The sequence below is a fragment of the Lactococcus cremoris subsp. cremoris NBRC 100676 genome (genome assembly GCF_001591705.1).
GTDB classification, from domain to species: domain Bacteria; phylum Bacillota; class Bacilli; order Lactobacillales; family Streptococcaceae; genus Lactococcus; species Lactococcus cremoris.
The window spans coordinates 1-24,028 of the sequence record NZ_BCVK01000027.1 but is presented as its reverse complement, the minus strand read 5'-3'; the positions used below and the strand labels follow the sequence as shown (position 1 = coordinate 24,028).

Annotated in this window: 24 protein-coding genes, 1 pseudogene and 1 other annotated feature; of the genes and pseudogenes, 19 read left to right on the top strand and 6 right to left on the bottom strand. The window is 35.0% G+C overall.

Translation table 11 applies throughout. The features are described from left to right. The first annotated feature begins 89 nt into the window (after positions 1 to 89). Together glmS and radC are read left to right on the top strand one after the other, a co-directional pair. Positions 90 to 1,907, top strand: a complete 1,818-nt coding sequence (glmS, locus tag LLA01S_RS06275; RefSeq protein WP_011835358.1) for a glutamine--fructose-6-phosphate transaminase (isomerizing) — start codon at positions 90 to 92, stop codon at positions 1,905 to 1,907. Positions 1,908 to 2,025: 118 nt separating this feature from the next. Beyond that, positions 2,026 to 2,709: a RadC family protein gene (gene radC, locus LLA01S_RS06270; RefSeq protein WP_021165206.1), complete on the top strand. Its 684-nt coding sequence runs from the start codon at positions 2,026 to 2,028 to the stop codon at positions 2,707 to 2,709. A gap of 188 nt (positions 2,710 to 2,897) precedes the next feature. Here the strand turns inward: radC and LLA01S_RS06265 are convergent, their stop codons facing one another. Next, the gene (locus LLA01S_RS06265) at positions 2,898 to 3,548 is read right to left on the bottom strand and encodes a redox-sensing transcriptional repressor Rex (protein ID WP_011835356.1); all 651 of its coding nucleotides are present in this window, start codon (positions 3,546 to 3,548) and stop codon (positions 2,898 to 2,900) included. 222 nt (positions 3,549 to 3,770) lie between these two features. Here LLA01S_RS06265 and LLA01S_RS06260 point away from each other — a divergent pair, with 222 nt between their 5' ends. Both LLA01S_RS06260 and LLA01S_RS06255 read left to right on the top strand, forming a co-directional pair. Beyond that, positions 3,771 to 4,163 carry a Spx/MgsR family RNA polymerase-binding regulatory protein gene (locus tag LLA01S_RS06260; RefSeq protein WP_011676069.1) on the top strand — a complete coding sequence of 131 codons (393 nt, stop codon included), beginning with the start codon at positions 3,771 to 3,773 and terminating at the stop codon, positions 4,161 to 4,163. A 172-nt stretch (positions 4,164 to 4,335) separates the two neighbouring features. After that, positions 4,336 to 6,243, top strand: a complete 1,908-nt coding sequence (locus LLA01S_RS06255; protein ID WP_061778004.1) for an ABC-F family ATP-binding cassette domain-containing protein — start codon at positions 4,336 to 4,338, stop codon at positions 6,241 to 6,243. A gap of 162 nt (positions 6,244 to 6,405) precedes the next feature. Here LLA01S_RS06255 and LLA01S_RS12390 read toward each other — a convergent pair whose 3' ends face one another. Further along, the gene (locus LLA01S_RS12390; protein ID WP_014572500.1) at positions 6,406 to 6,546 is read right to left on the bottom strand and encodes a hypothetical protein; all 141 of its coding nucleotides are present in this window, start codon (positions 6,544 to 6,546) and stop codon (positions 6,406 to 6,408) included. A gap of 117 nt (positions 6,547 to 6,663) precedes the next feature. On the opposite strand from LLA01S_RS12390, the gene pyrE reads away from it, so the two are divergent. The 4 genes and pseudogenes from pyrE to LLA01S_RS13545 all read left to right on the top strand — a co-directional run bounded on the left by pyrE (position 6,664) and on the right by LLA01S_RS13545 (position 10,041). Continuing rightward, positions 6,664 to 7,293, top strand: a complete 630-nt coding sequence (pyrE, locus tag LLA01S_RS06250; protein WP_021165209.1) for an orotate phosphoribosyltransferase — start codon at positions 6,664 to 6,666, stop codon at positions 7,291 to 7,293. Positions 7,294 to 7,445: 152 nt separating this feature from the next. Then, the gene (locus tag LLA01S_RS06245; RefSeq protein ID WP_061778003.1) at positions 7,446 to 8,717 is read left to right on the top strand and encodes a dihydroorotase; all 1,272 of its coding nucleotides are present in this window, start codon (positions 7,446 to 7,448) and stop codon (positions 8,715 to 8,717) included. Between the two features lie 277 nt (positions 8,718 to 8,994). Beyond that, positions 8,995 to 9,102 (top strand): annotated as a pseudogene (locus LLA01S_RS13150) (sel1 repeat family protein); the annotation flags it as partial. 21 nt (positions 9,103 to 9,123) lie between these two features. Further along, the gene (locus tag LLA01S_RS13545; protein WP_011676073.1) at positions 9,124 to 10,041 is read left to right on the top strand and encodes a tetratricopeptide repeat protein; all 918 of its coding nucleotides are present in this window, start codon (positions 9,124 to 9,126) and stop codon (positions 10,039 to 10,041) included. Between the two features lie 189 nt (positions 10,042 to 10,230). Here the strand turns inward: LLA01S_RS13545 and LLA01S_RS06235 are convergent, their stop codons facing one another. Further along, positions 10,231 to 11,121 carry an IS982 family transposase gene (locus LLA01S_RS06235; RefSeq protein WP_061778002.1) on the bottom strand — a complete coding sequence of 297 codons (891 nt, stop codon included), beginning with the start codon at positions 11,119 to 11,121 and terminating at the stop codon, positions 10,231 to 10,233. Between the two features lie 326 nt (positions 11,122 to 11,447). Here LLA01S_RS06235 and LLA01S_RS06230 point away from each other — a divergent pair, with 326 nt between their 5' ends. The 7 genes from LLA01S_RS06230 (at position 11,448) to LLA01S_RS06200 (ending at position 18,668) form a co-directional block, all read left to right on the top strand. Then, positions 11,448 to 12,044 carry a hypothetical protein gene (locus tag LLA01S_RS06230; protein WP_061778001.1) on the top strand — a complete coding sequence of 199 codons (597 nt, stop codon included), beginning with the start codon at positions 11,448 to 11,450 and terminating at the stop codon, positions 12,042 to 12,044. After that, complete coding sequence (locus LLA01S_RS06225) at positions 12,041 to 12,646, top strand: FxLYD domain-containing protein (protein ID WP_061778000.1); 606 nt, start codon at positions 12,041 to 12,043, stop codon at positions 12,644 to 12,646. Before LLA01S_RS06230 ends, LLA01S_RS06225 begins: the two co-directional genes overlap by 4 nt. A 556-nt stretch (positions 12,647 to 13,202) precedes the next feature. After that, complete coding sequence (locus LLA01S_RS06220; protein ID WP_061777999.1) at positions 13,203 to 15,605, top strand: M57 family metalloprotease; 2,403 nt, start codon at positions 13,203 to 13,205, stop codon at positions 15,603 to 15,605. Between the two features lie 264 nt (positions 15,606 to 15,869). Beyond that, on the top strand, positions 15,870 to 16,538 hold the full coding sequence (locus tag LLA01S_RS06215) for a DnaD domain-containing protein (RefSeq protein WP_011676080.1): 669 nt from the start codon (positions 15,870 to 15,872) through the stop codon (positions 16,536 to 16,538). A 21-nt stretch (positions 16,539 to 16,559) separates the two neighbouring features. Continuing rightward, positions 16,560 to 17,216, top strand: coding sequence for an endonuclease III (nth, locus tag LLA01S_RS06210; RefSeq protein WP_011676081.1), 657 nt, complete (start codon positions 16,560 to 16,562; stop codon positions 17,214 to 17,216). Beyond that, positions 17,209 to 17,898, top strand: coding sequence for a tRNA (adenine(22)-N(1))-methyltransferase (locus LLA01S_RS06205; protein WP_015082362.1), 690 nt, complete (start codon positions 17,209 to 17,211; stop codon positions 17,896 to 17,898). Before nth ends, LLA01S_RS06205 begins: the two co-directional genes overlap by 8 nt. After that, on the top strand, positions 17,895 to 18,668 hold the full coding sequence (locus LLA01S_RS06200; protein ID WP_011676083.1) for a Nif3-like dinuclear metal center hexameric protein: 774 nt from the start codon (positions 17,895 to 17,897) through the stop codon (positions 18,666 to 18,668). The genes LLA01S_RS06205 and LLA01S_RS06200 overlap by 4 nt, the downstream gene beginning before the upstream one ends. Before the next feature lie 34 nt (positions 18,669 to 18,702). Here the strand turns inward: LLA01S_RS06200 and LLA01S_RS06195 are convergent, their stop codons facing one another. The 3 genes from LLA01S_RS06195 to LLA01S_RS06185 form a co-directional block, all read right to left on the bottom strand. Further along, positions 18,703 to 19,068 carry an iron-sulfur cluster biosynthesis family protein gene (locus LLA01S_RS06195; RefSeq protein WP_011676084.1) on the bottom strand — a complete coding sequence of 122 codons (366 nt, stop codon included), beginning with the start codon at positions 19,066 to 19,068 and terminating at the stop codon, positions 18,703 to 18,705. A gap of 138 nt (positions 19,069 to 19,206) precedes the next feature. After that, complete coding sequence (yidA, locus tag LLA01S_RS06190) at positions 19,207 to 20,022, bottom strand: sugar-phosphatase (protein WP_021165230.1); 816 nt, start codon at positions 20,020 to 20,022, stop codon at positions 19,207 to 19,209. A 52-nt stretch (positions 20,023 to 20,074) separates the two neighbouring features. Continuing rightward, positions 20,075 to 21,418 (bottom strand): HD domain-containing protein, encoded by a 1,344-nt coding sequence (locus LLA01S_RS06185; protein ID WP_061777998.1) that lies wholly within the window; start codon positions 21,416 to 21,418, stop codon positions 20,075 to 20,077. Positions 21,419 to 21,590: 172 nt separating this feature from the next. Here LLA01S_RS06185 and LLA01S_RS06180 point away from each other — a divergent pair, with 172 nt between their 5' ends. The 4 genes from LLA01S_RS06180 to LLA01S_RS06165 all read left to right on the top strand — a co-directional run bounded on the left by LLA01S_RS06180 (position 21,591) and on the right by LLA01S_RS06165 (position 23,979). After that, the gene (locus LLA01S_RS06180) at positions 21,591 to 21,989 is read left to right on the top strand and encodes a YwiB family protein (protein WP_011676087.1); all 399 of its coding nucleotides are present in this window, start codon (positions 21,591 to 21,593) and stop codon (positions 21,987 to 21,989) included. Next, positions 21,982 to 23,157 (top strand): DUF998 domain-containing protein, encoded by a 1,176-nt coding sequence (locus LLA01S_RS06175; RefSeq protein ID WP_061777997.1) that lies wholly within the window; start codon positions 21,982 to 21,984, stop codon positions 23,155 to 23,157. The genes LLA01S_RS06180 and LLA01S_RS06175 overlap by 8 nt, the downstream gene beginning before the upstream one ends. Before the next feature lie 56 nt (positions 23,158 to 23,213). After that, positions 23,214 to 23,287 (top strand) — a sequence feature (ribosomal protein L21 leader region). Positions 23,288 to 23,326: 39 nt separating this feature from the next. Further along, positions 23,327 to 23,641: a 50S ribosomal protein L21 gene (rplU, locus tag LLA01S_RS06170; protein ID WP_003130644.1), complete on the top strand. Its 315-nt coding sequence runs from the start codon at positions 23,327 to 23,329 to the stop codon at positions 23,639 to 23,641. Between the two features lie 2 nt (positions 23,642 to 23,643). After that, positions 23,644 to 23,979 carry a ribosomal-processing cysteine protease Prp gene (locus tag LLA01S_RS06165; RefSeq protein WP_011676089.1) on the top strand — a complete coding sequence of 112 codons (336 nt, stop codon included), beginning with the start codon at positions 23,644 to 23,646 and terminating at the stop codon, positions 23,977 to 23,979. The last annotated feature ends 49 nt before the right edge of the window (positions 23,980 to 24,028 follow it).

The window sequence follows — 24,028 nt, the reverse complement described above, 5'->3', positions numbered from 1 at the left end:
AAAAGTGTATTATAATGCTATTTATAAATAAAAAATTAGAAAATAATTAACTATACCAATTTAATTAGTGAGTTAAGTGGAGCTTTATTATGTGTGGGATTGTTGGTGTTGTAGGTAGCAAAAATGCAACTGATATTTTGATGCAAGGACTTGAAAAACTCGAATATCGTGGATACGATTCAGCAGGAATTTTTGTAAATGGTCAAAAAACGGCTGCAAAATTAGTTAAATCAGTGGGACGTATTGCAGATTTAAGAGCTAAGCTTGGGATTGATGTTTCGGGGACAAGTGGGATTGGACATACCCGTTGGGCAACTCATGGAAAACCAACAGAAGACAACGCTCATCCTCATACTTCAAGTTCTGGTCGTTTCGTTTTGGTTCATAATGGGGTCATTGAAAACTTTGTAGAACTTAAAAATGAATTTTTGATGAATGACAGCTTTAAAGGACAAACTGATACTGAAATTGCGGTTCACTTAATTGCTAAGTTTGCAGAAGAAGAAAATTTGACAACTCTTGAAGCGTTCAAAAAAGCTTTGAAATTAATTCAAGGATCATATGCTTTCGCGCTCATGGACAGAGAAGATGCAGATTTAATCTATGTAGCAAAAAATAAATCTCCACTCCTCATTGGACTTGGCGATGGTTATAATATGGTTTGTTCAGACGCAATGGCAATGATTCGTGAAACATCAGAATTTATGGAAATTCATGATAAAGAGCTAGTTGTTTTGACAAAAGATAAGGTTGAAGTGATGGACTATGAAGGTCAAATAATTTCACGCGATTCTTATACTGCTGAACTTGATTTGTCAGATATTGGAAAAGGAACTTATCCATTCTATATGCTTAAAGAGATTGATGAACAACCAGCTGTCATGCGTAAACTGATTGCGACTTATACCAATGAAGATGGCACGATGAAAGTTGATCAAGACATTATCAAAGGTATTCAAGAAGCAGACCGTATCTATATTATTGCTGCTGGTACCTCTTATCATGCTGGTTTTGGTGCGAAGATGATGCTTGAAGCACTTACGGATACTCCTGTTGAACTTGGTCTTGCATCAGAGTGGGGCTATGATATGCCATTATTGAGCAAAAAACCATTCTTTATCTTCCTTTCACAATCTGGGGAAACAGCAGATAGTCGTCAAGTTTTAGTAAAAGTAAATGAATTAGGACTTCCTAGCTTAACTGTTACAAATGTTCCTGGCTCTACCTTGTCTCGCGAAGCGACTTACACAATGTTAATTGGAGCTGGTCCTGAAATTGCGGTAGCTTCAACAAAAGCTTATACTGGTCAGATTGCAACTTTGGCTTTTCTTGCCAAAGCAGTTGGGGAAGCAGAGGGACAAGCAAAAGCTAAAGACTTTGATTTGGTTAAAGAACTCTCTTTAGTGGCTCAATCTATTGAGTCTACTTTATCTGAAAAAGATGAAATTGCGGCTATTGTATCAGAACTATTGCCAACAACGCGTAGCGCCTTTTATATCGGTCGTAAACAAGACTATTATGTTGCAATGGAAGCTTCGCTTAAATTAAAAGAAATTTCTTATATCCAATGTGAAGGATTTGCAGCTGGAGAATTAAAACATGGAACGATTTCATTGATTGAAAAAGGGACTCCAGTTCTTGCTTTGATTTCTAATAATGAAGAAGTAGCAGCCCATACTCGTGGTAATGTGATGGAAACTGTGGCGCGTGGTGCCTCAGCAATTACAATCGTTGAAGAAGGAGTGGCACGTGAAGATGATACAATTGTAATCAATCAAGTTCACCCTTATTTGTCAGCAATTTCAATGGTTATCCCAACACAATTGATTGCTTACTATGCCTCAATGCAACGTGGTCTTGACGTTGATAAACCCCGTAATTTGGCTAAAGCAGTAACAGTAGAATAAAAATTTACTGACAGAAAGGTCAGTAAAAAAATATAAAAAAGTTCTGATTCTGTCAGAACTTTTTTATATTTTTTTAATTTGTCAGTGACAAACGATTTGTTTTTTCGTATAAGTAAGTATGTACGAATTAAAAGAGAAATTTTATCCAATGCAACCAAGAGAGCGTTTAGAACTTTTAGGTGAAGAGTATTTGTCCGATGTTGAGTTACTTGCAATATTATTGCGGACGGGTCGGAAAAAATACTCATCATTAAATTTAGCTTTAGAACTTTTGCAACATTTTGGGACATTGGATAATTTTCGCAAAGCATCTATTAGTGAACTCAAGGAGATTTCGGGTATTGGGCAAACAAAAGCTATTGAATTGCGAGCAATGATTGAACTTGGAAAAAGAATACAAACGACAACCAGAAAACGTTATGGTCAAGTTTTAAGTTCAAAAGAATATGGCATGAGTCTTGCTTTTGAAATGCAAAATTTTGAGCAAGAACATCTTACCGCGACCTATTTAGATGGACAAAATCAAATTATTGAGAAGAAAACTATTTTTATCGGAGCAGTTAATCATGCAACTGCTAGTCCTCGAGAGATCCTTTACCATGCAATAAAAAATCTCTCGGTTGGTTTATTAGTCGCACATAATCACCCTTCGGGCAATTTACAACCTAGTCAAGCAGATAAAATTTTTACAAAAAAATTAAAAAATGCTTGTGATAATATAGGAATTAATTTTATTGATCATATTATTGTGGGAGCGGGGAATTATTATAGTTTTCGGGAGAGAGATAGCAACTTATTTTAGTTTTGATTAGTCTTAACTTCCAAAATATAATAAATGATTAACTCGATTGAAGATATGCTGGAATTAGTACTAAATAATAAACTAAAAATTTGTGAAAAAATTAAAATGATGATGGCTTGAAAATAAAATACCTAAGCACACGAAGGCCTAGGTATCATTAATAGTTTTGATAAAATTTTGCTTGTCTTTTATTCTTCTTGAGCTCCCATGAAGAATAACAAGGTTTGCAATTCTTTAGTTAAATCAATAGATTGAACAACAACATCTGAAGGGACTTTCAAGCGAATAGGTGCAAAGTTAAGAAAGCCTTTGATTCCTGCTTTAACAAGGGTATCAACCACTTCCTGAGCGTTTTCCTTACGAACAGATAGAATGGCTGTTTTTATGTCTGATTTCTTAACATTCTTCTCTAAATCAGAAATATTATAAATTGGAATGCCATCATCTGTTTGAGTTCCAACTAGTGGATTTCCAGAAATATCGTAGGCCTGAGTAATTCTCATTTTATTTCTGTCTTGAAATTGATAATGAAGAAGCGCACGTCCAAGGTTTCCGACTCCAATCAATGCGATATGAGTTTCTTGATCTTGTCCAAGGAGTTCTCCAAAGAAATCACGAAGAACTTTTGTTTCATATCCGTAGCCTCGTCGTCCTAATTCCCCAAAGAGAGAAAAATCACGACGAATTGTGGCAGCATCTACCCCAATTTTTTCAGAAATAAGTTGTGAATTTGTGCGTGTCACATTCTCTTCGACTAGACTTTTGAAAAGTCGATAGTATTGTGGCAACCTTTTTGCAGTTGCTTTTGGTAAGCTTTTGCTTGGTTTATGGTCAGTCATTGTTATACCTCAAAAATGTAATTCGTATTTATTAAAACTAATCATGATTAGTTTCTTTGTGATAATTTTATCAAAAATTTGTGAAATTATCAAACAAAAGGAATGAAGAAAAGGACTAAAATGAGTAAAAAATAAAAATTCTTAAAAAAAATTAATTTTACTCTTTTAATTGTGGCGCTTTCATGGTAGAATAGATTTATGAAAAATAGATAGGGAGAAAATATGATTAAAATTTATCTTAGTGGTTCATGCTCGTCTTGTAGAAAAGCTAAAAAATGGTTGAGAAAACGGCATATTGAATTTGAAGAAATTAATTTAACTAAAGACATCATGGAGAAAGATGATTTAATCAAGATTTTGTCCCTCACAGAAAATGGTTTGGAAGATGTCATTGCTACCCGAGGAAAAACTTACTCTGGTTTAAACCATAATTTTGATGAATTGGGCTTAGAGGAGGCTTATAGATTGATTCAAGAAAATCCTCGTCTTCTAAAACGTCCATTAATTTTTGATGAGCAAAGATTATTGATTGGTTTCAATGAGGACGGGATTAGAGCATTTATCCCACCTGAAGTTCGTAGAGTAGAATTAAGAGAAAGATTAATCTTAATTTAATAATATTTTTAAAAAACTTATCAAATTTGATAGGTTTTTTTATGACACTATTTGAGAAAACTACAAAATATATCGTTTAAATGCTATAATAGAAGGACTGCTTTTTCTATGAAATATAAGAAAAAAATCAGGGATAAAAAGGTTTAAGATTTAACGAAGAGGATTAATAATAATGATTTTATTGCAAGGAAATGGAATCGCACGAACTTTTGGTGGCGATGTCTTATTTGAAAACATTAGTTTCAGCCTACAAGACCATTCAAGAATAGCTTTAGTTGGACGAAACGGTGCTGGTAAATCAACTTTGCTTAAAATTATTGCTGGGGTTGAAGAAGCAAGTCGTGGAACCATTTCAAAAACAAAAGACTTAAGCATGAATTATTTGGCTCAGGATACTGGCTTAAATTCGCAAAGGACAATTTTTTCTGAAATGTTGTCTGTTTTTGACCAGCTTCGTCAAATGGAAAAGCAATTGCGTCAAATGGAACTGCAAATGGGAGAACTTGGCGCTGATGAATTGACGCTTTTAATGAAGCGCTATGACTCATTGTCAGAAGAATTTCGCATGAAAAACGGCTTTACTTATGAATCTGAAATTAAGTCAGTTTTAAATGGTTTTCGTTTTGATGAGTCAATGTGGGAACGTGAAATTTCAAGTTTATCAGGTGGACAAAAAACGCGCTTAGCCCTAGCGAAAATGCTTTTAGAAAAACCACAGCTGTTGATTTTGGACGAACCAACTAACCACTTGGATATTGAAACTTTGGCTTGGCTTGAAAATTATCTTAAAAATTATGATGGTAGTTTACTAATAGTCAGCCATGACCGGTACTTTTTGGATAAGGTAGTCAATGAAGTTTTAGAGTTATCAAGAGGCGAGTTGACTCGTTTTTCTGGTAATTACTCACGGTATGTCGAACAGCGGGATCAAAAACTTCTATTAGAACTTAAAAACTTTGAAAAGCAACAAAAAGAAATTGCAAAATTAGAAGACTATGTTGCCAAAAATCTAGTGCGTGCTTCAACGACCAAAATGGCACAATCGCGTCGCAAAAAATTAGAAAAAATGGATCGACTGGATGCGCCAACGAGCGATGACAAATCGGCTCATGTTACTTTCACGCCAGAAAAAACCTCAGGAAATGTTGTCCTGACCGTGTCAGAGGCTACGGTAGGCTATTCAGACAATCGTCTATCTGGACCAATCAATATTGATGAACGCAAAGGGGAATCTTTGGCTATTGTTGGGCCAAACGGTGTGGGTAAAACGACCTTAATCAAATCCATTGTCGGTCAAATCCCTTTTTTGGCTGGCCAAGCAAAACTGGGTGCTAATGTTACCTTGGGATATTATGATCAAGAACAAGGGCGCTTGACGACTTCAAATACCGTTTTGGACGAATTGTGGAATGAACATCGCTTGCTTAATGAAGTGGAAATTCGCAATATGTTAGGTGCCTTTCTTTTTAGCGGTGATGATGTCAAGAAAACAGTGGGAATGCTCTCTGGTGGGGAAAAAGCACGTCTTTTACTCGCAAAATTAGCAATGAATCATGATAATTTCTTAGTCTTAGATGAACCTACGAACCATTTGGATATTGACTCACGGGAAGTTTTAGAAAATGCTTTAATTGATTTTCCTGGAACAATCTTGTTTGTTTCCCATGACCGTTACTTTATTAATCGTGTAGCGACAAAAGTTTTAGAAATCGCTCCAGAGGGAAGTACAGAATTTTTGGGCGATTACGACTATTATGTTGAGAAAAAAGAAGAACAGTTAGCCCAGAGTGATGAATCAGACAATGGGGGGCTTGTAGAAAGTCTTGCTCAACAAGATTTTACGGCTCAGAAAGAAGCCCAAAAAAATCGTCGAAAAGTGGAGCGAGAAATTACTTCTTGTGAGGAAAAACTAGCAGAGTTAGAAATAAAAATTGAAACACTTATGCTTCAAATGCAAGAAAATACTTCTGATTTTGTGAAATTAGGTGAATTACAAGCTGAAATTGACCTTCTTAATGATGAAAAAGACGAGACAGAGATGACTCTTTTAGAAGCAATGGAAGAATTAGAAAGTTTGTAAGCATAATAGAATATTGAGGAAAAGAATAGTGTTTCTATTCTTTTTTTCTAGGCTAAAAAAGAAATATTGAAAAAACTAAGACTTGCAAATCTCTCTTAAGTTTGTTAAACTAATAAGCAATGTAACTTTTAAACTAGTCCAGAGAGGCTAGCAAGGTTGAAATCAGGAAAAACTAATTTTATTTTTACTGACAGGATTTTCTGTCAGTAAAAATGAACTTGTTTTGATACTTTTTACACTTGCTAAGTCTCTTGGTAAGTGTTTTTTATTGCTGACAACTACCACGACTGTGACGTTTGTCATTCATGCTCGAATGGTATTCTGTCAGTTCAATACGACCAAAGGAAGTCATTGAATCGGTAGCTAAATGAACAATCAGCTTTGCTGATAGTTCTGTCAGTAAACTATAAAGGAGAAATCATGTCAATATCAAAAGCCATTGCTGCAGATTTATTAGAAATTAAGGCGGTCAGTCTTTCACCAAGCCAACCTTTTACTTGGGCCTCAGGAATTAAATCACCAATTTATACTGATAATCGAGTGACATTAGCCTATCCAGAAGTTCGTAGTCAAATTGAAGGAGCTTTTGCGGAATTGATTAAAGCGGAATTTCCAGAAGTTGAAGTGATTGCTGGGACTGCGACAGCCGGTATTCCCCATGGAGCGATTATTGCTGACTATCTCAAATTACCATTTGCTTATATCCGTAGTAAACCAAAAGACCATGGGGCTGGTAATCAAGTTGAAGGTCGTGTGGCTAAAGGGCAAAAAATGGTTGTAGTTGAAGATTTGATTTCCACTGGAGGTTCTGTCTTAGAATCGGTCGCGGCCGCAGAACGTGAAGGCGCTGATGTCCTTGGTGTGGTTGCCATTTTCACCTATGAATTAGAAAAAGCGAACAGTAAATTTGCTGAGTCTGGAGTGAAATTGGCGACACTGACAAATTATTCTGAGTTGATTGAAATTGCTAAAGAAACAGGATATGTCACCAAAGAAGAACTCGAGTTACTTAAAAAATTCAAAGAAAATCAAGAAACTTGGCAAGCATAATTTACTGATAGAAGTTAAAAAATATTTGTCAGCGAAGTTGATTGTTTGCTGATAAAGATTAACTTAGGTACAAAGCTGTCAGTTTGATTTAACTCACAGAAATTATTGAATTGGCAGATGACAGAACTTGTTAGTAAAATTGAAAGGTGAAAATGACTTTATTAATCAAAAATGGTCGTCTGATTGACCCTAAATCAAATCGTGATGAAATTTTAGATGTTTTAATTGAAGAGAATAAAATAGCTAAAATTGGCACAAACTTATCAGAAGAAAATACTGAAATCATTGACGCAAGAGGTCTAGTGATTGCTCCTGGATTGATTGACGTTCATGTTCATTTTCGTGAACCAGGACAGACCCATAAAGAAACGATTCATAGTGGCGCAAAATCAGCAGCGGCAGGTGGTTTTACAACGGTTGTCATGATGGCCAATACGAAACCTATTTTATCTACGCCAAAAGTATTGACAGAGACTTTAGCAATTGCCAAAAAAGAAGCAATTAAGATTAAAGCAGTTGCATCAATTACGCAAGATTTTGATGGGGAAAACTTGACAGATTTTGCTGAACTTATCAAAGCAGGGGCAATTGGTTTTTCTGACGATGGCATTCCGTTGACAGACGCTGGAGTCTTGCGCAAAGCCTTACAGAAAGCCAAACTAACAGATAGTTTGCTTTCGATTCATGAAGAAGACCCAAATCTAATCGGGACACTTGGAGTTAATGATGGAGAAGTGGCTCATAAATGTGGCTTCACAGGAGCGCCAACCGTTTCAGAATATAGTATGATGGCGCGTGATGCTATGATTGCCTATGAAACAGGCGCACGCTTGCACTTACAGCATCTGTCTGCAGGAGAATCTGTCGAAGTGGTTCGATTTGCTAAAAATTTGGGCGCGAAAATTACAGCAGAAGTGACACCACAACATTTTTCAATTACAGAACAGATGATTTTTGAGCAAGGGACAAATGCGAAACTCAATCCTCCATTGCGTAGAGATGCAGATATCAGTAAAATTATTGCGGGCTTAAAAGATGGGACAATTGATGTGATTGCGACTGACCATGCCCCTCATACTCATGAAGAAAAAAATGTCAGCATTGATAAAGCCCCATCAGGAATGATTGGCTTAGAAACTTCATTGCAACTTGGTTTGACGAATTTGGTTGCCAAAGGTCATTTGACTTTACTCGAATTACTGACAAAAATGACCCTCAATCCAGCTAAATTATATGATTTTGATGCAGGTTACCTTGCAGAAGCTGGTCCGGCAGACCTTGTGATATTTGATGCCGAAAAGACCTATCAAGTTGGTGAAACTTTTGATTCCAAAGTGACCAACTCACCGTTTATCCATCAAAAAGTTCAAGGACAAGTTAAATATACAATTTGTGACGGAAATATAGTTTATCAAGCAAAATAAAAGCGCTAAGCGCTTTTATTGTTATTTTAATGAAAAAAAGATGATTGAAGTGTGTAGAATTGAAATTTGGCTTTTAAGACATTTTGAGGTTGTAAGGCTTTCTTATTTCAACTAAAATTTCTCATTGTAAACTTTACACATTGCTTTTTAAAGCAGTAATGGTAAGGATAGAGAGAAATGTAGTTTTAAAATTAAAAATTCAGAAATAAATCGAATGTGTTATAATTGTATCAAAAAAATGATATAAGGATTATTCTATGGATAAAAAAATAAGCATTTAAATTATGAGGATAGACGAAAAATTGAAAAATTATTCAATTCAAACGTCACAATCACAGAGATTGCTAAAGAAATCTCACATAGTCGTGTTGCCATAACAAATGAAGTAAGACGTGGTTTGAAAAAAATGAGAACTTCTAAAGGTAAGATTGTGGAGCGTTATTATGCAGAATATGCTCAACAACTTTATGAGTCAACACAGAGCAACAAAGAGAAGAAGCCTCGATTTTCAGAGACCATTAAAAGTAAAGTCAAAGAAAAACATCAACAAGGTGATTCCGACAAAGTGATTGTTGTAGATATCCAAGAAGAATTTGGAACCCTTGCACCGGCTGAATCGACAATCAGAAGATGGCTTAAAGCTTTTAGAGATGGACAAATGTCTACTATTGATAGAAGCTACTCACGTCTTGGTGATGAGGCCTATTTCAATGATGACCTTGATAAAGCGACCAAGTATTATGAAAAAGGGGTTCAATTAGGCGATACTTATGCAATGACTGCCTTAGCTGATTTTTATCAAAATGGAAAAATAGTTCCACAAGATTGGCGAAAATCCTATAATCTTTATGAAAAAGCTGCCAGCCTAGGCGATACAAAAGCTATGTATATGTTAAGTATCTATTTGGATAATGGTTTAGGCTGCGAAGTTGACTCAAATCAAGCAACTTTTAATTTAATTAAGGCTGCGAATGCAGGTAATTCCACTGGAATGGTGATTTTAGCTTCCAGCCTTGAACACGGGAGCAATCTAATAAAAGACCTCCGTAAGGCAGTCTATTGGTATCGCAGAGCCGAAGAAGCAGGAAACGTTTATGCCAAAAAATGGTTGGAAAATCATCAAGAAGAGGTCATAAATCATCTTCAAGATGAAGTAGGATTCACAAATGAAGAATACCTCAGTTACACCTGGTCCAAAGCCCATGAAGAATTTGGACATCTTGATAAAGAAATAACAGACAAAGAACTTCAAGATTTGAGAGATTCAGGTGTCATTTCAGAAATTTCCTCACAAAAGCCTAAAAATAAGAAAAAGGATTCTTAAGAATCCTTTTTTTAAGCATCAAAATTTCTCATTAAAAATCTTAACCAAAGCTAAAAATCCAGTAAAGACAAGGGATGACAGAGAAATGTAAAGTTTGCTAAGAGAAAAAAAGAGTTTGAAATTAAAAAAGTAAAGAATTAGAATAAGGACGTAAAATAAAATATCATAAATACCCGAATTGCTAGTTGATTATTTAGGCATGACTTGATACCCGATAGAATATCTTAAAGTCTCTGGTTCCAGTGATTTAGCTGATTTTAACAGTAAAGAATACGCTAAAAGTATCATCTCTAATTTCAATTGAAAACCTTGAGGCGAACGACTTTTACAACGCTCAGCTCCTAGATTTGTCAAAAAAGAGAAAACTCGCTCAATCACTTTTCTACGTTTTGAAAAATTAGGGAAAAGGATTTTCTTTTGCTTCATGTTCTTCCTGACAGGTGTCATTAGATCAATTCCTTTTAATTCCAGCCTATCATGCAGTGACTGACCTAGATATCCCATATCTCCAAGGACTGTTGGTGTCCCAAATTGACTCAACACTTCCTCGGTCATTGAACTATTAGCCATTGAAGCAGGAGTAATTGTGTAGTCTATGACATAGCCTGATTCACTGACTAAAGCATGACATTTACATCCATAGAAGTACTGTCCCTTTGTAGCATTGTAGCCAACATTTGCATAATCTCCAAGAACTTTGCTTCTGAAATTACGAATAGGCTGATACAAAGGAATGGGGAAGCTGTCAATAATGGATACACTAATTCCTTCAACCTCTTTAAAGACGAGTGCTTGGCGAATGACTTGGATACTCGGTAAGAGGGCATTACAACGGCGGACAAAGCGAGAATATTCTAGGAAATTAGGAAATAAACTTTGAGCCAATTGGTGCTTAGCTTTAAGCGTTTCACTAAAATGCAGTACGCCCCATAGGTAACAAGCGATAACTAAGCAACCTGATGTTGCGAGATGGACGTTCTTTCGGTTTTGAACCTCAAGGGGAACCCTCGTTTGATAAAGCGTCTCAATGGTTGTCAGTAAATAAACAAAAACTTTTGGGAGTGTGCTATTATAAGTCATATAAGTCGTGCGCTTTCTAATGCTTAGTGGTTTAAGATTAGGATAGCACGACTTATTTATTTTCCAATGAAATTAACTAGCAATTCGGGTATAGTATATCAATAATTTACTTGAAAAATTCTTACAAAAATGTAATTAATGATGAGTTAATTATTTCGATTGACTCTATGAAAACGGGACTCTTAGAGGGAAAAGACTACTTGAAAAAATATCGCTTAATAGCAAAAGCAAAAAACTATAAATAATTTAAGGTTGGTATAAGATAAACATAAATAATATATTATAATTGAATTATGAAATAAATAAAACACAAAGTAAAGAAATAAATGATAGCTATAGAGATTTATATATCAATTGCTTTGCTAATAATTGCATTAGTTTTTTGTATATTGAGTTTGTTACCTAAAAATAGAAGAAGAAAATGGTTTGCACTTACAACATTTGTACTATCAGTTATTACATTAGTATTCTTTGTACTAACAGGGCTTGATTATGATAAGAAATTAACAACTTATAGAGATGCTAAATCTGAAATAACACAAGATTATCATAAGTCTATAAATTCAATTGATAATGTTAAAGTAAAATTTGGAGACTATACCTACGATGACAATGATGATGATTATTCAGTTTCCAATTCCAGATTACCAATAACATTAACGAACAAGAATGAAAAATCCGTTGAAGGTACGCTAAAATTTGATAACTCTTATGAAAAATCAGGACACGAATTTGATTATGGAATAAGTAATTATATTGATTTTAATTTAAAGACCGGTGAAACGAAAACTTACTATGGACTAGAAGATATTAATGATAGGGAAACAGCCAAACTACTTTCAACTTTAAGCTTTTCTGTAAGTAGAGAGGGAACCTACAGTTATTTTGAAAGTAATGAAGAAGGGACAGGGAAAGATTTATGATTCATACTACGCTAATTTTATCGGTGATACTAACAATTTTTTGTATTCTTTTAATTTCTTTTTCAGCTTTTGTATTCTTAAAAGAGAGCATAAAATTAAAAAAGTCATTTTTGATTACAACTATCGCTGCTCTGTCTGGTATTATTCTAGTAAGTTCTTATATTGGATATTGTTTTCTAGCACCACAATTTGGAATGGCCATGGAACAAGAGAAAGTTTTGAGTGGCTCTAAAAAAATCATATCCGATTTTAAAGATACTCAAAATGCCGTAAAAGTTTCTATAGGTAAGTTCAGTTTTGACCCAGCAGATAATGAAGCTTTTGACGGTGAAATATACAATGAAAAAGGTGGAGTTCCTATTACCTTAAAGAATACTGCAAATTATCGCGTTATTGCAGATGTTGAGGTGGTAGCATATGATGAAAAAGGAAATGAAATAGAAACACAGGCTCTAGGGACAGCTGGAGATTTAAAAGCAGGAGAAACTAAAACATTTTGGCTTTTCCGAAGTATAATGAAAGAATCTGATATTAACAAATATAAATCCGCAACTTATAGAGAAAACAAAGAAGAGCGAATGACAACTAAAATGGAGTATTAAATGACTTGAATTTGTAGATAGCTTCCATCATTTATTTCAAATATAAATCAACTATAGAGGTGATTTAAAATAAAATATTTCTATTAATAGTTAAAAATTAGAAAGAAAAGACCAAAGGAAATTATTTTTTTCCTCTGGTCTTTTCCTTTTCTTTGTTTTAAAACAAAGAATTGCCATAAAGTAAATCATTGAGTGAGTGGATAATTTCCCAATTATCCTTGATTGATTTTTCATTTTCTCCTTTTTGAGTAATTTTTTCTGTTTGTATTTTCATTGTTTATTCCCTTTCAAATATCCTTTTGTTTATAGATATAGTATATCAAGGATTTGCTAGTTAAATTCTTACAAAAATGTAATTGAGAGCAAATAAATACTGTAAAGAGCAAAAAAGAATTATTTATCAGTATGTCCCAGTTAGGAGAAGTGTGTACAAAAGTTTTTAATTAAAAATATATTAGCGAAAGACCGTGTTTATAATTTATTTCTAATTCAAATGATATAATTATCTTATGAAAAAAGGAGAGAAATTTATGAAAAAAACTTGTCAAAAACTCAAATGCTACTTCTTGGAGCAACGCTAGCGAGCCTTTCGATTGGTATTGTAAGCTATGGACCAACAATAATTAATCCTCAAGCTGTCAGTATTTCTGCAGATGTTAGAGCGAGTACAGGTAAATGGGGTGAGGCTAATTGGGTTTTAGCTAATGATAGAGAATTAATATTTTTGGGAGGAAATATTGGACATCCAAGCCAATCTTTAACAGAGGTTTTACGTGAGGCAAATGTAGACCCAGCAGATGTGAAGAGCATTGAATTTACAGAGATAACAACGGCAAATGAAATTGCCAACACATTTGCAAATTTACCACAACTTAAAAAAGTGTTAAAATTAGGGAATTTATCTTATTCTGGAAGTGCCTATGGTATGTTTAGTGGTGACAGTAATTTAGAAATAATTGATTTAGAAGGTTTTGACACGAGTGAAATTACAAACATGGCTAATATGTTTGCTGGAATTAAAGCGGATATACTAGATGTATCAAAATTTGATACGCGGAACGTTAGGAATATGGCTGGGATGTTTGATGGAGCCATTAATCTAACAAACTTGGATATTTCAAAATTTAGCACTGATAAAGTGACCGACATGACTCTTATGTTTGCAAATTTGACAAAGCTAGAACAACTAAATGTATCTAAATTCAACACAAATAATGTCGCTAGTATGGCTGGGATGTTTGAGGGAGTTAGTAATCTAACTAACTTAGATATCTCAAACTTTAATACTGATAAAGTGACCGACATGGTCCTTATGTTTGCTGGTATGACAAATCTGGAACAACTAGATGTATCAAACTTTAACACCAATAATACCGCTAGTATGGCTGGGATGTTTGAGGGAGTTAGTAATCTAACTAACTTAGATATCTCAAATTTTAATACTGATAAGGTGACTGACATGGCTCTTATGTTTGCTGGCATGACAAAATTAGAACAACTAGATGTATCGAACTTTAACACCAATAATACCGTTAGGATGCCTGGAATGTTTGAGGGAGTTAGTAACCTAACTAACTTAGATATCTCAAACTTTAACACTGATAAAGTGACCGACATGGCCCGTATGTTTGCTGGCATGACAAAACTAGAACAATTAAATCTTTCTAATTTTAGTACAAATGGTGTTTCTATTACAACTGGAATGTTTGAGGGAGCAAGTAACCTAAAAAATTTAAAATTAGGTTTGACCAGTCAATTGAATACTGATATGAATTTAGCAAATGTACCAGTCACGGATGGCTACACAGGGAAGTGGCGAAATGTTGGTTCTGGTACAGTTGATAATCCAGCAGGAGAGCATATTTGGACTTCAAGTGAGTTTATGGCGAATTTTGATGCACCAACGATGGCAGATACTTATGTATGGCAAAAATTATCTGGTAGTGAAATGGAATTAGGAGAATCGACTGATTACAGTAATGATACACTACTTTCTAGCATTTTCCCAGCAGCTTCAATACCTCTGAATCCTTATCGTTATAATGTTGTTCTAAACAATAACTATCAATTCTACTCGAAATTAGAAAATGGACAACTGGATACGGAGAATATCACTTCGCTGGGCGACTTAAAAGGAAAGACACTTTATAATAAAGAAACCATGCCTGTTACTTATACCTCAGGGGACAAAAAAGGTCAAACTACAAACTTTGTGAATGTTAGCCTAGAAGGTGATAATTGGTATTGGGTAGATGAACATGCTTTGAATTTGGACTTGGCTGCGACTTATCCAAGTGTAAATGGTTTGGGACAGAAATTGGTTGAGGGGATGTTTTTAGGTTCAACGTTAACTTATGGAAATAACCCTGCGGTTTCAAATTCTCAAATGATTTCCAATGCGTATAATTCACAAGGAAAAATCATCTATGAGTCAAGAGCGAAAATAGAAGATTTTGCAGCAGAAGCAGATCCGGAAGCTGCACTTGCAGCATTTAATAAAGAAATTGACCGGGCTGCGGAAAGTTGGAATGCTGCTATCAATCCCAATGAACCAACTATTATTAAGTCGGGAGAAACAACTGAACCAACAACTTTATTGATTGCACCTAACCCAAAAGGTACTGGTAGTGCGACATCAATTGGAAAAACGGGAATTGAAATAAAAGACATCAAATTGGCACTTGATACTACAAATCCTAATTATGACTTGAATCCACTTTTTCTAGTTATTCGACATGAGTTGGGACATTCTTTAGGGTTGAATCATACCTCCAATGCACAATATAGTGGAATGCCAGATGGTTATCGAATGAATACGGATGAAGATGTCATGAACGCTATATTAGTATATGATAAAGATAGTGGATATTCATGGTCTCAAAAAACGATTACTCAAGAAAGCATTGATACTATTCATTTGATTTTGAAAAACCAAAATTTTTCAAATCCTCAACATTGATTTATAAGTAATTACTCAATCTATCTACTATGATTTAATAAATTAGACATAAAAAATAAGAAAAGAGTTTCTTAACTCTTTTCTTGTTTTTTGATGAACGAGACTTTTAGTTAGTCGGAATATCAATGAGTGCATTTGTATTGGTTAATAATTTACCTGATAATGATGCCGTTTTTTCTTTAATAAAGGATAATAATAAGATTCAATTTTATTGATTAATGACTCCATTTGAACCATAATGATACGGTATGCTATAATAGTTCTATGAATTATTACGATGAATATAGCAAAGGGCATTTAGTTTTACCAACGGTGATTTTGTCACATTTTAGTGAACTTTTCCCTTCGGCTTTTGATTTTTTAGTATGGTTATACTTTTTTGAAAATCGAGAAATTGCGCCCAGCGAGATTGCGGATAAGACTGGGAAAAAAATGTCTGAGGTTAATCAGGCGATTGATAGTTTGTCCAAATTTGGGGCAATGAAAGTTACATTGATTGAGATTGATGGAGAAATGGAAACTTTCTTTGATATTAGTCCAGCCTTCAAGCATTTAGATGAACTAGTGGGTTCTCCAGCGATAAATCTTAAAGCAGAGGATAAAAAAGTTCAAGATGAAGGTCAACTTAAAGAGTTGATTAGCATGTTTGAGGCGGAAATGGGGATGATTTCTCCTGTTCAAATGGAAGAATTGCGTGCTTGGCTTTTTGAGGATGGTTATGACTTGTCTTTGATAAAACAAGCCTTACGAGAAGCGGTTTTAAATCGCAAAGTATCATTAAACTACATAAAAGCTATTTTGCGCAATTGGAAAAACGATGGGGTTAATTCAGTTCAAGCGATTGAAAGTCGTCAAATGGAACGTGAAGAAGCTAAAAGAAAGAAACCGCAAGAAGATTTTTACATTCCTTTAGACGGACCTTGGAATGGATAAAATAGATAATGGACAAACATTATGTTAAGTAAAAAAAGATATCTTGAAGCTTTAGCAATCATTGAAGAAATGTTTCCCCAAGCACATGGAGAACTGGTTTGGGAGACGCCTTTTCAACTATTGATTGCGACAATTTTATCTGCTCAAGCAACTGACAAAGGAGTCAATAAGGCGACGCCGGCACTTTTTGCTGCTTTTCCGGATGCTCAAACCATGTCACAAGCTAAAGTAGAAGAGATTGAAGCGTTGATTCGAACAATCGGTCTTTATAAAACTAAAGCTAAAAATATTCTGCGAACTTCACAAATGTTAGTGGCGGACTTCGGAGGGATTTTACCGGACTTGCCGAAAGATAAAAAGCTTTTACAGACTCTACCTGGAGTCGGGCGAAAAACGGCTAATGTTGTTCTAGCGGAAGCTTATGGAATCCCAGGGATTGCGGTTGATACACATGTTGAGCGAGTTTCTAAGCGATTGGATATTGTTGCGCAAAAAGCGACTGTTTTAGAAGTTGAAGAAAAACTGATGAAGTTGATTCCTGAAGATAAATGGGTTCAATCTCATCATCACTTGATTTTCTTTGGTCGCTATCATTGTACAGCGAAAAAGCCTAAGTGTGCAGGTTGCCCCGTATTAGATTATTGTAAATTTGGAAAGAAATATTTAGAAAATGAATGAAATTAAACTTTCAAAACGTTTGAAAGCAGTTGCTGACTATGTCGATAAAGGGGCGAAATTGGCTGATATCGGTTCAGACCATGCCTATTTACCGACATATCTTGTACAAAAAAATGAAGTTGAATTTGCAGTGGCTGGTGAAGTAGTCAAGGGTCCTTTTGAAATTGCTAAAAACCATGTTGCACAAGCAAATTTAAAAGAGAATATTCAAGTGAGGTTGGCTAATGGTTTAGCGGCCATCGAGAATGTTGATAAGATTGATACGATTGTAATTGCTGGTATGGGCGGTATTTTAATTTCTGAAATCTTGGAAGCGGGTAAAGGTAAGTTAAGTTCTGTTAAGCGTTTGATATTACAAGCAAATAATCATGAGGATACCTTGCGTCAGTGGCTGACAGAGCATCAATTTGTCATAAAGGCGGAACAAATTTTATTAGAGGCAGGCAAGTTCTACGAAATTATTGTTGCAGAACCTACTACAAATGAAAATCCGGTCTTATCAGCAAATGATTTACTGTTTGGTCCATTTTTATCCAAAGAAAAATCGGTTATTTTCCAACAAAAATGGCAAAAAGAATTGAATACTTTGAATAAAATCATTGACCGTCTACCTGATGAACAAACTGAAAAACGCGAAGAAGTTTTGACAGAAATTGCCAAAATAAAGGAGGTTCTTCAATGAAGATTTCTGAATTTATGTCTAAATATGAAAGCTTTTGTCCAAAAGAGCTGGCAGTTGAAGGAGACCCAGTTGGATTACAAGTTGGTAATCCCGAACAAGAACTGACAAAAGTTTTGGTGACCTTGGATATTCGCGAGCAAACAGTGGCAGAAGCAAAATCACTGGGTGTAGATTTGATTATTGCTAAACATCCTTTGATTTTTCGGCCATTGACTGCTCTAACTTCAATGGATAACCAAGAAAAATTAGTATTAGATTTGGCTCAAGCTGGTATTGCCGTTTATACTAGTCATACCAATATTGATGTTGTCAAGGGGGGATTGAACGATTATTTTGCTCAATTACTTGGACTTACTGATGTTGAGGTGCTGGATGATGATGAAGGATTGGGCCGTGTCGGAAATATTGAAGGTACAGATTTGTCAGTGCTGACAGAAAAAGTGAAAGAAGTTTTTGAATTAGATAGACTACGACTTGTCACTTATAATCATGATTTGACTCAAAAAATTGAACGAGTGGCAATTTGTGGCGGCTCTGGTGGGAAATTATGGCCGAAAGCTTTAGCTAAAGGAGCTGATGTATATCTGACAGGAGATATTTATTATCATATCGGTCATGATATGCTGTCAGCCGGTCTGATTGGAATAGACCCTGGACACTATATTGAGCAGAAATTTATCGGTTTAGTCGCTGATAAACTTCGGTCTTTTGGTACAGATGTCAAGATTTATGAAAGTAAAGAAAAGACAAATCCATTTTATGATATATAAAAAAGACCCTCTTGGAGGGTCTTTTTTTTAATTATCAACTCGCTTTTTGTTTTCCACGGAAGTCAACAATTAACAAGTTGGGACTGAGTAATTCAGCAGTACTGCGTAACTCAATCAAATTATAAGAAGTGTTGATTTTGGTTGACATTTCATCTTGGAAGAAATAAGAACCATAACCTTTATAATAAATTGGGCCAAATTCAGAATCAATACTTGCATCAAATTCTTCTGGAACATTCCCTTTTTCTACCGCTACAATACGATAACGAGAAATTCCACCAGCACAAGCATCTACCTCAGTATTCACTTCACTCAAAGTATGGTCAAAATCAAAAACTAAATCAACATCGCCAAGTGCTTTAATTTTAGCAGCTGTTTTTTCATCAAATGTAATTTTCATTTTATTACCTCCCTAGATAATGAAAAGAATAGGATAGAAGATAAACTTATCTATCTGATATCTTGTGATATCTTTCTATAATCTTATTATAACCTTTCAAGGTTGATGAGAAAACAATAATGCTTATAAATTTGCTAATTAAGCTTGGTAATCTTTTAAAACCCATTCATTTATGGCATGAGCAACACCAGATTTGGCATTTGATTTTGTGATGTGCTTAGCGATTTTTTTCAGTTCGGTTTTTCCGTTCTCCATTACAACGGGACAACCAGCAACTTCAAGCATTGAACGGTCATTTTCTTCATCACCGATGGCCATGACTTCATCTAAATAAAAAGAAAGTTTTTCAGCTAAGTGTTTAACCGCAGACCCTTTACTAGCTTTTTTATTCATAAATTCTAAATAGTAGGGTGTTGATTTGACCACATTATAACGCTCGAAAAATTCAAAGGGGAGATAAGCAATTCCATCATCAAGTGCCTCTTGTTCATCAACCATCATTACCTTAGCAATTTCTAAAGCAGCGATATCTTCTGGCTGACGAATATAAAGTGGCATTTTTACCATTTGAGCTTCTTGAACGGTATATCTTCCAACATCATGATTCGGAGTATAGATTCCTTCGCGGGTTATCGCATGGATAGGGAGACCAATCTTGCGGGCGGCCGCATCAAGGTCTAACCAATCTTCGGAACTTAATGTTTCTTTGATAAATTCTTCACCTGTTGCACGTTGGACCAATCCACCATTGTAAGTAATGACATAATCACTTTGGTCAGTTAATTCGAGTGCTTTAAGGATATCAACTACACCTGGTAAAGGACGACCGGTTGTGATAACAATTTTAACACCAGCCGCTTTGGCTTTTTTTACAGCAGATTTTACTTCGGCAGTAATTTGGCGATTTGGGTCAAGTAAAGTTCCGTCAAGGTCAATAGCAACGAGTTTAATCATAAGAGTATCTCTTTCTAATTTCTATATAATATAATAAATTTTGGGTCAGTACTTAAAGATTATCATCAAGTGATAATTGTTGACTGACAGCCTTGTCAGCAATTTCGGTAGGCTGAATGCTGTCAGTAATTAAGCTGTCATTGACGATGTATTTTGTAAATTCAGGATTTTCAAGCATTACTTTTGGAAAATAAAAACGACTGTTTCCGTGAATTGTTCCTGTCAAACTTTTAATAAGTGGAGAGAGTACTGACAGCTCTGTCAGCGAACCGTTTTTTTTTAGAATTTTTATTTCAGTACGTGGTTTTTCAGAACTTGGTCGATAAAAGTCATAAGGTAAATCATAATTACTATGAATCCCAGTGTAATAGTCAGGATTAAATCCAGCCTCTTCTACTAAAGAAGATAAAAAATCTAAATCTTTAAGCTCCACGGCTTTAGGGTCAAAAGTAATTGATTTCAGCAAATGACGATTGACATAAGCAGAAGCTAAATCAGCAAGAATTTCATCCTCGTGGCTCATCCAAACTTGAAAATAGGTATTCATCACCCCGTCATCAAGTCGTAAATAATACTTTAAATTATGGTTTTTTTCAAAAAATGGGACGAGGCAAGGACTGCTCATTGCGAAATAATCAGGATGAAGATTGTATAAAAATTTAGCACGGGCTAGTAATTTTTGCAGTAAAACTTCCATTGAACGTGAGGCAGCATGAAAATAAACCTGCATATACATTTGATAACGGCTGACAATATAATCTTCGACCGCATGCATTCCCGAATATTTAAAAGCAATTCCATTTTCGGTTGGAACGATGACCCTTAAAATCCAGGTCAAATCAAATTGTCCATAAACTGCACCAGTAAAATAAGCATCTCGCAGGAGATAATCCATTCTGTCAGCATCAATTTGACTGGAAATCAATTGAACAACTTGAGGATTAGGATATTCATGTGAAATGACAGATGCTACCTTTTCAGGGAAATCAGCAGATACCTTGCGTAAAATGGCATTAATTTCTGTATCTGGTGAAGTAATGATTTCACGAGTGACCGCTTCATGGTCTGTATTAAATAAACCTTCAAAAGTATGTGAATAAGCTCCATGTCCGACATCGTGTAAAAGAGCGGCACATTGTGTTAAAAGATTTTCGTCAGGATTCCATTCCAAAGGAAAATTTAAGCTGAAATAATCTGTGATACGTTTGGCGATATGATAAACACCCAGACAGTGGGAGAAGCGCGTGTGTTCAGCTCCGTGAAAAGTGAAACTTGACGTTCCAAGCTGTTTAATTCGTCTTAAACGCTGAAATTCAGCAGTATCAATCAGTTCAGAAATTACTGGATGTGTCACTGTAATATAATCATGAACTGGGTCGCGAAAGACTTTTTCCAAAACAAAACCCCCTCTAAATTTTAAGGTCAATTTTAAATTAAAATAAATAAATTTTTCCTTATTTTATCTTAATTATACCCTATTTTATATTAAAATGCAGACCCTTATCATCGGGATTTTTTCCCTTACTACTATGTTTTTATTATTCATCGAAATATAGTAAAATGTTATTATGGAAATTATAATTAGGAATAGAATTAAAATTGACCAGCAAGAAGAATTGGTCAAGGAAATATATCAAGGAGAGTTTAAAAAAGTTAATTTACAAACTCTGCTTAAATACGAGAACGCGGCAAATGAGAAGGTGCTTCTCAAAATTGAAGAAGATGAAGTTATTATGACTCGTTTTGCCAAGCGACCAATCAAAATGCATTTTCAACCGAAAGGTACGACATTAACCGAATACGAGGGGTTGGGTGAGCTTTCTCTTTTTACAAATACTTTGAGTATTGATCAAGAAAGAAAAATTATCAAAATTAATTATCAGCTTTCGCAAGGTGCCCAAAAAATTGCAGATTATCACCTTAGAATTGATTGGACAGAAGAAGCGAAAGGAAGAAAAAATGGATAAGATACATCTCCCCAAAGAAATATATGAGCGATTAGACCTTCAGGAAAATGAAGAAATTGAAATCGTTGATTTAGCAGCAGACAGCTTCACGATTCGTAAAGTCAATGCTCGAAAATCAGATAAGGCCGCAAAATGGTTTATTATCCCTACCATTACTTCGGCTCTAATATTTATTATCTTTGCCTTTGTTTTAAAACATCCACACGTTATTGCACTCTCAGGTAATGAATCACTGGCAACCGCAGTAATTACCGTTGCGAATGCGGTAGGAATGCTGACCTTTATTTCGGCATATTTTTCAAGACGTAAAGAGTTTTATAAACAAATGACCAAAAGAAGTTATTGGCGTACTTTTGCCACAGTTACCCTATCAGTTTTATTGATTGTAATCTTAGCGACAATGGGGCTGTTTTGGTTTTTAGGACAAATTTTTTATGGTGTAAGTTTTGGATTATTTACATCAACCTTACTTTTTACAATTTTTTCTGGAATCATTAATTATGTCATGATTTTTGTTGTGGATACTTTTTCGATTAATATGATGGTGACGATGCTTTTAGTTGTATCAGTCGGCGGATTTGTTTCAAGTATGGCTACTAATGGGAATCAATATTGGTGGCAAAGAAACTTTAGTTTACTTGGAACTCAGGCCTCTCGTTCGAGTTGGCAATTTAATCTGACTTTGATTGTTTCTGCGGCTCTCTTTGCGGCATTAATTGATTATATTTTTGTTGCTCTTCGTCAAAAAGCAGGAAGTCATTATCGTCAAAATATTTTACAAGTCTTACTAACACTCTGCGCAATTTCTATTGCTTTAGTGGGATTGATTCCCAATGACCCAGGTTGGATGCATATTGCTCATGATATTGTTGCTCAATTAATTGTCTTATTTATGGCTATTTCAATACTAGGAATTCGTTGGTTTTTACCAAATGCCGACCCTAATTTATATCGAATGTCCTATTTTATTGTTGCTCTTATTTTAATTTCTTATGTATTATGGCATCCAATACATTATTTGACATTGACTGCATTTGAAATATTATCGTTTAGCCTTTCTTTTGCTTGGTTACTCTTATTGGTTAATACACTTATTAATATGCTTTGGAATACAAAAAAAATATATCAGGTCTCACTTAATGGTATCAAAGAAAAAAGTGAAAAATAAGACTTGAAAAGTAGAAAAAGAAGTAGTATAATAATATAGTTGTCTTTGTGAAATCTCATAAAGTGCAACCGCACGAAGTTTCGTAATAAGTGGCGTAAGCCCACGAACAAAGGCGAGTCTAACAGTCGCTTGACTTAAAAGCGATGAAATCTAACAAGGAGGAATCACAATGTCAAACTATGCAATCATCAAAACTGGTGGTAAACAAGTTAAAGTTGAAGAAGGTTCAGTAATCTACGTTGAAAAACTCAATGTTGAAGCTGGTCAAACCGTTACTTTCGACGAAGTTATCTTTGTCGGAGGCGAAACAACTAAAGTTGGTGCACCGCTCGTTGAAGGCGCAACTGTTGTTGGTGAAGTCGAAAAACATGGCAAGCAAAAGAAAGTTGTTACTTTCCAATACAAACCTAAAAAACACTCACACCGTAAACAAGGTCACCGTCAACCATACACTAAAGTTGTTATCAAATCAGTTAACGCTTAATTATGATTGAAGCTTGTATCAGGACAAAAAGAGACAAGATTGTTTCTTATGAAATCTCAGGACATGCTGAATCTGGCGAGTACGGACACGATGTAGTCTGTGCGGCGGTCAGCGTTCTATCAATTACGACTGCAAATAATATCTACGAAATGGCTCACATTAAACCTGTGACTCAAACGGAAGATGGTTACTTGTATGTTGAAATTCCTTTGAGCATACCTGAAAAACAAGGCGTATTGGCTCAAACTTTGCTCGAAGCTTTTGCAAATTCGATGAAAGCAGTTGAGAAAAGCTATGGTCAGTACATTACACTTAAATTTGAAAATGGAGGGCAATAACATGCTTGAACTTAATCTGCAACTCTTCGCCCACAAAAAAGGTGGGGGT